This window comes from Sphingosinicella sp., from assembly GCF_052387495.1.
Taxonomy (GTDB): domain Bacteria; phylum Pseudomonadota; class Alphaproteobacteria; order Sphingomonadales; family Sphingomonadaceae; genus Allosphingosinicella.
This window is the reverse complement of record NZ_JBQTJC010000231.1, coordinates 1-9623: the sequence shown is the minus strand read 5'-3', so window position 1 is coordinate 9623 and position 9623 is coordinate 1. Positions and strand designations below refer to the sequence as shown.

13 protein-coding genes are annotated in these 9623 nt (G+C 69.2%); 6 read left to right on the top strand and 7 right to left on the bottom strand.

The window, feature by feature from the left end:
• Positions 1-429: cbb3-type cytochrome c oxidase subunit I (locus ACT4N8_RS12710; RefSeq protein WP_444858493.1), on the bottom strand; the 429-nt coding region annotated here is incomplete at its 3' end.
• Positions 430-445: 16 nt separating this feature from the next.
• Complete coding sequence (gene coxB / locus ACT4N8_RS12705) at positions 446-1513, bottom strand: cytochrome c oxidase subunit II (protein ID WP_444858492.1); 1068 nt, start codon at positions 1511-1513, stop codon at positions 446-448.
• Between the two features lie 183 nt (positions 1514-1696).
• Between coxB and pyrE the strand changes: the two genes are divergently transcribed.
• The 5 genes from pyrE (at position 1697) to ACT4N8_RS12680 (ending at position 5628) form a co-directional block, all read left to right on the top strand.
• Complete coding sequence (pyrE, locus tag ACT4N8_RS12700; RefSeq protein WP_444858491.1) at positions 1697-2305, top strand: orotate phosphoribosyltransferase; 609 nt, start codon at positions 1697-1699, stop codon at positions 2303-2305.
• Positions 2302-3033: a pyridoxine 5'-phosphate synthase gene (locus tag ACT4N8_RS12695; protein ID WP_444858490.1), complete on the top strand. Its 732-nt coding sequence runs from the start codon at positions 2302-2304 to the stop codon at positions 3031-3033. The genes pyrE and ACT4N8_RS12695 overlap by 4 nt, the downstream gene beginning before the upstream one ends.
• 106 nt (positions 3034-3139) lie before the next feature.
• Positions 3140-3547 carry a holo-ACP synthase gene (acpS, locus tag ACT4N8_RS12690; RefSeq protein ID WP_444858489.1) on the top strand — a complete coding sequence of 136 codons (408 nt, stop codon included), beginning with the start codon at positions 3140-3142 and terminating at the stop codon, positions 3545-3547.
• Positions 3548-3580: 33 nt separating this feature from the next.
• The gene (gene lepB, locus ACT4N8_RS12685) at positions 3581-4516 is read left to right on the top strand and encodes a signal peptidase I (protein ID WP_444858494.1); all 936 of its coding nucleotides are present in this window, start codon (positions 3581-3583) and stop codon (positions 4514-4516) included.
• The gene (locus tag ACT4N8_RS12680; protein WP_444858488.1) at positions 4513-5628 is read left to right on the top strand and encodes an AI-2E family transporter; all 1116 of its coding nucleotides are present in this window, start codon (positions 4513-4515) and stop codon (positions 5626-5628) included. Before lepB ends, ACT4N8_RS12680 begins: the two co-directional genes overlap by 4 nt.
• A gap of 7 nt (positions 5629-5635) precedes the next feature.
• Here the strand turns inward: ACT4N8_RS12680 and ACT4N8_RS12675 are convergent, their stop codons facing one another.
• The 4 genes from ACT4N8_RS12675 to ACT4N8_RS12660 all read right to left on the bottom strand — a co-directional run bounded on the left by ACT4N8_RS12675 (position 5636) and on the right by ACT4N8_RS12660 (position 8576).
• A complete protein-coding gene (locus ACT4N8_RS12675) occupies positions 5636-6250 on the bottom strand; it encodes an FKBP-type peptidyl-prolyl cis-trans isomerase (RefSeq protein ID WP_444858487.1) in 615 nt (204 codons plus the stop codon).
• Between the two features lie 147 nt (positions 6251-6397).
• Complete coding sequence (gene rpsU, locus ACT4N8_RS12670) at positions 6398-6604, bottom strand: 30S ribosomal protein S21 (RefSeq protein WP_010126124.1); 207 nt, start codon at positions 6602-6604, stop codon at positions 6398-6400.
• Positions 6605-6724: 120 nt separating this feature from the next.
• Entirely contained in the window at positions 6725-8026 is a 1302-nt protein-coding gene (locus ACT4N8_RS12665) for a DEAD/DEAH box helicase (protein ID WP_444858486.1), read from the bottom strand.
• Between the two features lie 247 nt (positions 8027-8273).
• A complete protein-coding gene (locus ACT4N8_RS12660) occupies positions 8274-8576 on the bottom strand; it encodes a hypothetical protein (RefSeq protein WP_444858485.1) in 303 nt (100 codons plus the stop codon).
• A 194-nt stretch (positions 8577-8770) separates the two neighbouring features.
• Between ACT4N8_RS12660 and ACT4N8_RS12655 the strand changes: the two genes are divergently transcribed.
• Entirely contained in the window at positions 8771-9304 is a 534-nt protein-coding gene (locus tag ACT4N8_RS12655; RefSeq protein WP_444858484.1) for a hypothetical protein, read from the top strand.
• Positions 9305-9342: 38 nt separating this feature from the next.
• Here ACT4N8_RS12655 and ACT4N8_RS12650 read toward each other — a convergent pair.
• The coding region (locus ACT4N8_RS12650; protein WP_444858483.1) for a hypothetical protein at positions 9343-9623 on the bottom strand (281 nt) is incomplete at its 5' end.

The following is a 9623-nucleotide window of genomic DNA, read 5'->3' as shown; positions in this document are numbered from 1 at the left end:
GATATTGTTCATCCGCGGGAAGGCCATGTCCGGCGCGCCGATCATCAGCGGCACGAACCAGTTGCCGAAGCCGCCGATCATCGCCGGCATCACCATGAAGAAGACCATGATCAGGCCGTGCGCGCTGATCAGCACGTTCCACAGATGAAGCGCGGTGTTCTCGTCGACGGCGCCGCCGGCCATCATCCCGGCCCAGGCCTCGAGATGCTGGATGCCCGGCTCGGCCAGCTCCCAGCGCATCAGCCCGGAAATGCCGCCGCCGATGATCCCCGCGACCACCGCGAAGATCAGGTAGAGTGTGCCGATATCCTTGTGATTGGTCGACATGAACCAGCGGACGAAGAAGCCCGGCTTGTGGTCGGCGTCATGGTGCGCCGCGTGGGCGTGGTCGGCCTCGAAATGGGCGGCGTTTGCTGCTGTGTCGGTCATCTTCTCTGCTGCCGCCTCAATTGGTGGGTGCGCTCTGGTTGGTGGTGGCCGGCGCCGCGGCCGCCGCGACGACGTTGGCCGGCGCCGGAGTCGATGCGGTGGACCCGCCGGCGGCGACGGCGGGCGCCGGGGCGGGCGCGGGCCGGGCGGTGCCCGGCATCGTGCCGCCGCGCGAGGCGACCCAGGCCCGGAATTGCTCCTGGGTCACGACCTCGACCGCTATCGGCATGTAGCCGTGGCGGGCGCCGCACAGTTCGTAGCAGACGCCGTAATAGACGCCCGGCCGCTCGGCGCGGAACCAGGTTTCGTTGAGGCGGCCTGGGACGGCATCGATCTTCACCCAGAAGGCCGGGATGCCCCAGGCGTGGATGACGTCGGAGGAGGTCACGATCACCTTCACGACCGCGCCCACCGGCACGACGACGCGCTCGTCGGCGGCGAGCTGCCGCGGCTCGCCGCGCGCGTCGGCTTGGTCGTCGGGCAGCATGTTGGCGGTGAACTCGATGCCGTGGTCGGGATATTCGTAGCCCCAGTTCCACTGGTTGCCGGTCGCCTTGATCGTGAGGTCGGCGGCCGGCGGCGCATATTGGTGGGCGAGCAGCCGGATCGAGGGCACCGCGATCACCACCAGAATCAGGACAGGCACGAGCGTCCAGACCACCTCCAGCGTGGTGTTGTGGCTGGTCCGCGACGGGGTCGGGTTGGCGCCGCGGCGGTAGCGGAACATCACCCAGCCGAGCAGGGCCAGCACGAAGAGCGAGATCAGGGTGATCAGCGGCATCAGGATGATGTTGTGGAACCAGGCCGCCTCCTGTCCGAACTCGGTGACCTGGTCCTGCAGGCCGTAGCGGCCGTCGGGCTGGCCGATGCTCGGCGTCGGCGCGGTGCGGGCCGGAGGCGGCGGCGTCGCGGCCGCCGGCGCGGGCGTGGCGGCTTCGCCCGCGGTGGGTGCGGGCGCCTGTGCATTGGCCTGCTCGATCGGCGCGGACTGGGCGGTCGGCAGCGCGGCCGTGGCCGCCGCGGCGATGCTGGGCGCCAGGCCGAACGCGGCGGCGATGGCGAGGAGCTTGGAAAGAGTCTTCATCTAATCCCCTGTCTGCCGCCAGGTGAAAACGGCAGGATTCGCGGCCCCCGAAGGGGCTTCGCGCCGGCCTTATAGGCACGTCCCCCCAGTGGCTCAAGCATGTTGCGAGAGGGCGGCGCGGCGCTTGAAGCGGACCCGCCCGGCCCCTATCAAACAGGGGCCGCTACAGCCTTTGGAAGAGCGATGAACGAAGACGAGGTCCTGGCCGAGTTCCGCGCCGCCGGCGCGCTGCTGGAGGGGCATTTCATCCTCTCCTCGGTCCTGCACAGCCCGCGCTATCTGCAATGCGCGCGGGTTCTGATGGATCCGATGCGCGCCTCCCGGCTCGCCTCCGCGCTCGCGGCGACGCTGCCGCGCGAGCTGCGCGCGCAGATCGAGATCGTCGTCTCGCCCGCGATGGGCGGGGTGATCATCGGCCACGAAATGGGCCGGGCGCTGGGCGTCGAGGCGCTGTTCGTCGAGCGCCCGTCGGGCAGCTTCGAGCTGCGCCGCGGATTCGGTCTCAAGCCCGGCCAGAAGGTGCTGCTCGTCGAGGATGTGGTGACCACCGGCCTCTCCTCGAGCGAGGCGATGCGCGCGATCGAGGAAGCGGGCGGCGAGGTGATCGCCGCAGCCTCGCTGGTCGATCGCTCCGGCGGCGCGGCCGATCTCGGCGTGCCTTTCTTCCCGCTCGTCCGCCTCAGCGTGCCGAGCTACGCCGCGGATGAGATTCCGCCCGAGCTCGCCGCGCTGCCCGCCGAAAAGCCCGGGAGCCGGAAGCCTGTCCTGAGCGGGGCCGAAGGGGCGGCGTGAGCCACGCCCTTCGCCTCGGCGTGAACATCGATCACGTCGCCACCATCCGCAATGCGCGCGGCGGCGACCATCCCGATCCCGTGCGCGCCGCTTTCGCCGCCGCCGAGGCGGGCGCCGACGGCATCACCGCCCACCTGCGCGAGGATCGGCGCCACATCACCGACGCGGATATCGACCGGCTGATGGCGCGGCTCGACATCCCGCTGAACCTGGAAATGGCGGCGACCGAGGAGATGCTGGAGATCGCGCTCCGCCACCGCCCGCACGCCGCCTGCCTCGTTCCGGAAAAGCGCGAGGAGCGGACCACCGAGGGTGGGCTCGACGCCGCCGGGCAGCACAACCATCTGGCTTATTATGTCGACAAGCTGGGGGCGGCGAACATCCGGGTCAGCCTGTTCGTCGAGCCCGATCCGGCCCAGATCGAAGCGGCGATCCGCCTAGGCGCGCCGGTCGTCGAGTTCCACACCGGCCGCTACGCGCATTTGGAGGGCGAGGCCCGCGCGGTGGAGCTCCGGCGCCTCGCCGACGCCGCCGCGCTCGCGGCGAAGAACGGCATCGAGCCCCATGCCGGCCACGGCCTCAGCTTCGACAACGTCCAGGCCGTCGCCGCCATCCCGCAGCTTCGAGAGCTCAATATCGGCCATTTCCTCGTCGGCGAGGCGATCTTCACCGGCCTGGACGCCAGCGTGAGGCGGATGCGCGAGCTGATGGACGAGGCGTGGGGATGAGCGTTTCTCGTCATCCCGGCGAAGGCCGGGATCTCAGGACAAGAAGTCTCGGCGGGTCTCCCCGAGACCCCGGCCTTCGCCGGGGTGACGGCCTGTGGGGGCCGTCATGATCGTCGGCTTCGGTTCCGACCTCTGCAATATCGAGCGGATTCAGAACTCGCTCGACCGCTTCGGCGCGCGCTTCATCGCCCGCGTCTTCACCGCGACCGAGGCGGCCAAGGCGGAAAGCCGCCCCTTCACCCGCGCCGGCACCTTCGCCAAGCGCTTCGCCGCCAAGGAGGCCTTTTCCAAGGCAGTGGGCACCGGCTTCAGGCGCGGTGTCTTCATGAAGGACATCGGCGTGGTCAATCTCGCCTCTGGCGCGCCCACCCTCGCGCTCAGCGGCGGCGCCAAGGAGAGGCTTGACGCGCTGATCCCGCCGGGCCACGCCCCGCGCATTCACCTGACGATGACCGACGACCACCCGTTCGCGATGGCGGTCGTGATCATCGAAGCATTGCCCGAGGAGCGTTGAGTGACCGACAGCGACCGCCAGCACGCGGCCGACATGCCCGACGAGGCCGCCCCGGCCGCCACGCCGGCCGAACCCGCGGCGATCTCGGCAGACGGCGCGCCCCCGGCCGCCGCGCCGCCGGCGAAGCAGGGCACCGACTGGTGGGGCGAGATCAAGGCGATCTTCTGGCTCGTCCTCGCCGTGCTCGGCTTCCACTCGTTCATCGCCAAACCCTTCTACATCCCGTCGGAATCGATGATGCCGGTGCTGCTGAAGGGCGACAGGCTGGTGGTCAGCAAATATCCCTATGGCTGGTCGTGGGTCAGCCCAAGCTTCCACATCCTGCCGCGCTGGCCGGGGCGGCTGTGGGGCGAGATGCCCGAGCGCGGCGATATCGTCATCGTCACTCCGCCGGGGCAGAGCAGCGACTATATCAAGCGCGTCATCGGCCTGCCCGGCGACACGATCGAGCTGATCGACGGCACCATCTATCTGAACGGCCAGGCGGTGCGCCGCGAGCCGCGCCCGGCGGCGATGCTGCCGATCGACGACAATCTCCCCTGCCTGCCCGATCTCACCGGCGATTTCCGCGTACGCGGCGCGGACGGGCAGATGTATTGCCGGCTGCCGATCTTCCGTGAGACCCTGCCCAATGGCGTCTCCTACGACACGATCGACATCGGCTATATCGCCCAGGCCGACGATTTCGCGCGGATCACGATCCCCGCCGGTCACGTCTTCCTGATGGGCGACAATCGCGATCACAGCGCCGACAGCCGCTTCCCGGCCGGCGGCCCGAGCGGCGGCCTTGGCGGACCGGTGCCGTGGGAGAATCTCGGCGGCCGCGCCGAGTTCATCACCTTCAGCCTCGACGGCAGCTCGTCCTACTTCAACCCGATCAGCTGGTTCACCGCCTTGCGCGGCGGCCGCGCGGGCAGTTCGCTCCGCCCCGATCGCGCCGCGCCGCCACCGGACGGCAACCGGCAGTGACCGACCAAAGGGGCCTCGACGAGGAAGAGCTCGAGCAGCTCGACGAGCGCGGCCCCACCGATCTCAGCGACCCCCTGATCCGGCGCGAGCTCAAGAAGGCCGCGGTCTGGTTCGGCGTCGCGATCGCGGTGGCGGCGGTGATCGTCCTCGCCCAGCCGCTTCTCCTGATCTTCGGCGGAATCGTCTTCGCGGCGATCCTCGACGGCGGCACCCGCCTCCTGGGACGCGTGCTGCCGATCGGCCGGGGCTGGCGGCTGCTGATCGTCTCCCTCGCCGCGGTCGGCTTCCTCGTCGGCACGGTCTGGCTCGCCGGGGTCCAGCTCACATATCAGGCGGCGATCCTGCGCGACACGGTGGCGCTGCAGGTCAACCGGCTGCTGGAATGGGGCGCCGCCTACGGGCTCGGCGTCGAGACGGTCGAGCCGCAGCAGCTCGTCGAGCAGGCGATGAGCTCGCTCGGGCGGCTCACCTCGGCCGTCTCCAGCGTGCTCGGCGGGCTCACCAACCTCGTGATGATCGTCGTCATCGGCCTGTTCATCGCGATCGAGCCCCGGATTTACGAGCGCGGCATCGCCTGGATGCTGCCGAACGAGATGCGCGGCCGCTTCTACCGGACCTCCGACCGGGTCGGAAAGACGCTGCGCCACCTGATGGCCGGCCGGCTGCTCGGGATGGCGGTGGAGGGCGTCGGCACCTGGCTGCTGCTGCTCGCCGGCGGCGTGCCGATGGCGGCCTTGCTCGGCCTCCTCACCGGCATCCTCGCCTTCCTTCCCAATATCGGCGCGATCGTCTCGGGCATCCTGATCATCCTGATCGGCTTTTCGGTGAATGTGGAAACCGGCCTGTGGGCGGTGGCGGTCTATGTCATCGTTCAGATCGTCGATGGGTATCTGATCGTGCCCTATGTCGCGCGCAAGACGGTCGATCTCGCCCCGGCGTTGGTGCTCGGCGCGCAGGTCGTCTTCGGCGCCCTGTTCGGCATCCTCGGCCTCGCTTTGGCCGATCCGATGATCGCGATGATCAAGGCCGCGCTCGAGCAGAAGTCGGCGGACGACGAAGCCGAGGAGGAGCGCCCGCCGCCCGAGCCCCGGGCGAAAGCGGCGCCCGCCTGAGCCGCGCTTACTGGCGGTTGCCGACCGGCGGTGGCGTCGCCTCGGCGCCCGGTGGCAATCCCTCCGCCCCTGGCGGCAGCGCGCCCGGCGGCAGGCCATCGGCGCCCGGCGGCGGCGCGCCCGGCGGGCCCATCATGTTCTGCATCGCCGCCATCCCCGGCGCGATCTGCAGGACGCGGATGTCGAAGACGAGCGTATCTTCCGCGCCGAAGGGCGCGCCCGGCGGCATCGGCCCCTGGACGTGCTGGCCGGGCGGAATCCAGATCCGGTAGCGCCCGCCCGCCTGCATCAGCTGCATCGCCTCGCCGAAGCCGGGGAAGACCCGGTCGGTGCTGGCGACGAAGGGCTGGCCGGTCTGGTCGCTATCCTCGATCTGGGTGCCGTCGAGCTTGGTCAGGCGATAGCGCATCGCGACCAGATCGGCCGGGGTCACGGTCGGGCCGTCGCCCGCGACGATCGTCTGGAAGCGGACGCCGGATTCGGTGGTGATGATCTGGAGCCGCCCGGTCCCGACCCAGGCCAGGGCCGCGCCCGCGACGCAGAGCACCAGCAGAGCCAGCCACAATTTGAGCACCGTTCCCTTGGCGAGGGGGCGAATCGGCACGGCGGTGACGGCGGACATGGCTTCCCCCAAACGAGAACGGGCGGCGATGGGTCTATCGCCGCCCGGTCACTCACTCAACCCGTCATCCCGGCGAAGGCCGGGATCTCAGGACAAGTATGCTCGGAATTGCTCGCTGGGACCCCGGCTTTCGCCGGGGTGACGGGATCAACGCACCCCGTCGCGCTCTGCCCGCTTGCGTTCGAGCTTGCGCGCGCGCCGGATCGCGGCGGCCCGCTCGCGGGCGCGCTTCTCGCTCGGCTTCTCATAGTGGCGGCGGAGCTTCATCTCGCGATAGACGCCCTCGCGCTGCAGCTTCTTCTTCAAGGCGCGCAGCGCCTGGTCGACATTGTTATCGCGGACGATGATTTGCATAAAAGCTCGCCACTCTTCCTTTGCTCAAGAAACCCGGTTGCATGAAAAATGTTGCCGCGAAGCGAGGGCCCCGCGGCGCAGGGGCGTGCCCCTAGCAGAGCAGCCCCCCCGGCGCAAGGCTCAGCGCCCCGAGGCGCGCCTGCGCCCGCCGCCCATCGGCTTGACCGCGCCGGCATAACGCCCGCGCTGGCCCTGCGGCCGCGGCTGCCACCTACGCTCTTCATGGCGCGGCATCGGCACGGCAACCCGCGACGAAGCGATCCGCGCCGCCTCGGCGTTGAAGCCCGGCGGCAGCGGCGCCTCCTCGATCCGCTGACGGGTCAGCTTCTCGATATCGCGGAGATACGCCCGCTCGTCCGGCGCGCAATAAGCGATCGCGATGCCCGCCGCGCCGGCGCGCGCGGTGCGGCCGATCCGGTGGACATATTGCTCGGCGACGTTGGGCAGCTCGAAATTGATCACGTGGCTGACGCCGGAGACATCGATGCCGCGCGCGGCGATGTCGGTCGCGACGAGGATGCGGACCTCGCCCGCCTTGAACAGGCCGAGCGCCTTCTCGCGCTGCGGCTGGCTCTTGTTGCCGTGGATCGCGTTGGCGGCGATGCCGTTGCCGGCGAGCAGCTTCACGATCCGGTCGGCGCCGTGCTTGGTGCGGCTGAAGATCAGCACCCGGTCCATGTTGCCGCGCTCGGAAAAGCCGGTGCGCAGCATCATCGTCAGCAGCGCCTGCTTCTCGCGCTGGTCGCAGAAGCTGACGAACTGCTCGACCCGCTCGACCGTGGTCGCGGCCGGGGCGACTCGGACCTCGCCGGGATCGGTGAGGAACTTGTCGGCGAGCTCGCGGATCGCCTTGGGCATGGTCGCCGAGAAGAACAGGGTCTGCCTCTTCTCGGGCAGCCACTTCACGATCTGCTTGAGGGCGTGGATGAAGCCCAGGTCCATCATCTGATCGGCTTCGTCGAGGACGAGGATCTCGACCTCGCGCAAGGACAGCATGCGCTGCTCGATCAGGTCGATCAGCCGGCCCGGCGTGGCGACGAGGACGTCGACGCCGCGCTCGAGCGCGCGGCGCTGCTTGCCGATCGGCACGCCGCCGAAGGCGGTGGTGACGGAAAGCCGCGCGAAGCGGCTATAGGCGGCGGCACTCTCCGCGATCTGGCTGGCCAGCTCGCGGGTCGGCGCCAGCACCAGCATCCGGCAGGTCTGCGGCCGCGGCACGCGCCGCGCGGCGCTCAGCCGGTCGATCGAGGGCAGCATGAAGGCGGCGGTCTTGCCGGTGCCGGTCTGGGCGATGCCGAGCAGGTCGCGACCCTTCAAGAGGGTCGGGATCGCCTGCATCTGGATCGGCGTCGGCTGCGCATAATTCTTCTGCGCGAGCGCCTGGAGGACGGGCTGCGACAGCCCGAGGGATTGGAATGACATGGTAGGATAGACTCACTTCGTGCGGCGCGTCGCGCAGCCCCAATGGGCGCGCGATGCGCGGCGGGTTCTGAACGACCCGCGTGAAAAGGGAAGCTCTTGGGAAATTACGAAGCGGAGCCGCGGCGGTTCACCCGCCTGTTCACGCTGCATGACGCCTCGCTGAGGGGGCATATGCATGCTGCAGTGCAAAAAGTCAATGGGAATGGCGGCTAAGGGTGGAAAGCAGACATTCTACACCTCCGCGCCCTCATCGCGGCCGGGCGACAATCATGGTGGCGGTGGTGCCATCAGCGGTGTTGATGAAAGTGTAGGTGCCATCGCCATTGTCCACGACCCGCCGGCACAAGAGTGCTAAACCGTCGCCCCAAACGCAGACCGCCCCATCCCGGAATCCAAACCTGCCTTCGAACACAACCGCACCGTGTCCGCCTTCCCGCTGATAGGCGCCGTTCGCGCGGAAAAACTCGCCCGGCCCATCGTACCCGCCGCCGCCGTCATGCACATAGTTATCGAAAAGCAGCTCCCGGAGCGCATGATCCTGCAATGGCACCGGGGTTGGCAAAGTGGCCGCCGCCGTTGATCTTTGAGTAGAGCCCGGGCCCGAAGACGCCAACATCAAGAGAACCAAAGCGACCTTTAGCATTCGAAGAGCATGCAACGCTCCTCGAATGTCCGCAATGGGTCGTTTTCGGACCCGCGAAAAACCATTTTCCTACAGCCACCCGAATCGGCGATAGAATGGGGATGGACCAGCCCCACGCCCTCCCGCCCCGCCTCGTCGCCTTGCTCCAGGATATGCCGCTGGAGGAGCTCGCCTTCGTCGCCGTCCCGGTGCGCGCGCGGCATGACGGGTGGACGAAGGCGCGCCAGCAGGGCTTCATCCTCCGCCTCGCGCTCGGCGGCTGCGTGACCCTTGCCGCCAAGGCGGTCGGCAAGACCAAGGCGAGCGCCTATCGCCTGAGGGAGCGGCCGGGCGCGGAAAGCTTCGCCGCCGCCTGGGACCGGGCCCTGGGCTGGGGCCGGAGCCGCGCGGTCGATCTCGGCATGGAGCGGGCGATCCTCGGCGAGGAGGTGCCGGTCATGTATCGCGGCCGCCGCGTCGGCACGCGGCAGGTCCACGACAACCGTCTCCTGATCGCGGTGCTGAACGCGATCGGTCCGCTCGCGCCCGACCCGACGCCGGGCGACGATCCGAACCTCGCGTTCAGGCGCGCGCTCGATGCGCTTGCGCCCGATCCCGCGCCCACTGAAATCGCTGGATTTTCTCGCGGGATATGAGGTGACTTGGTATACTTCCGCCGCCCGCCCCGCCCGCCTCAGTCCTTCTTGGACTTCTTGGCTTTGCCGTTCGCGCCCGCGCGGCCGCGGCGGGCGAGGGCGACCGCGCCCGCGGTCGCGGCGATCACGCCGGCGCCGATGGCGGCCGAAGTCTTGGGATTGGCCTTCGCCTTGTCGGCAAGGCCGCGCGCGCCGTCGATCAGGAAGGCGCCGCGCGAGGCTTCGGCCTCCGGCTCGGCAACGGCGTGGGGTATGGCGGAGTTGGGAATGCGGGACATGAACGTACGCTCCACAAAAAGGATCGATGCCGGGCCAACGA

Excerpts from the sequence above, each read along its gene's own strand:
- acpS (WP_444858489.1), top strand. The coding sequence starts at position 3,140 with ATGATCGTCGGCTTCGGTTCCGACCTCTGCAATATCGAGCGGATTCAG.
- rpsU (WP_010126124.1), bottom strand. The coding sequence starts at position 6,604 with ATGCAAATCATCGTCCGCGATAACAATGTCGACCAGGCGCTGCGCGCC.
- ACT4N8_RS12675 (WP_444858487.1), bottom strand. The coding sequence starts at position 6,250 with ATGTCCGCCGTCACCGCCGTGCCGATTCGCCCCCTCGCCAAGGGAACG.
- lepB (WP_444858494.1), top strand. The coding sequence starts at position 3,581 with ATGCCCGACGAGGCCGCCCCGGCCGCCACGCCGGCCGAACCCGCGGCG.
- ACT4N8_RS12655 (WP_444858484.1), top strand. The coding sequence starts at position 8,771 with ATGGACCAGCCCCACGCCCTCCCGCCCCGCCTCGTCGCCTTGCTCCAG.
- ACT4N8_RS12665 (WP_444858486.1), bottom strand. The coding sequence starts at position 8,026 with ATGTCATTCCAATCCCTCGGGCTGTCGCAGCCCGTCCTCCAGGCGCTC.
- coxB (WP_444858492.1), bottom strand. The coding sequence starts at position 1,513 with ATGAAGACTCTTTCCAAGCTCCTCGCCATCGCCGCCGCGTTCGGCCTG.
- pyrE (WP_444858491.1), top strand. The coding sequence starts at position 1,697 with ATGAACGAAGACGAGGTCCTGGCCGAGTTCCGCGCCGCCGGCGCGCTG.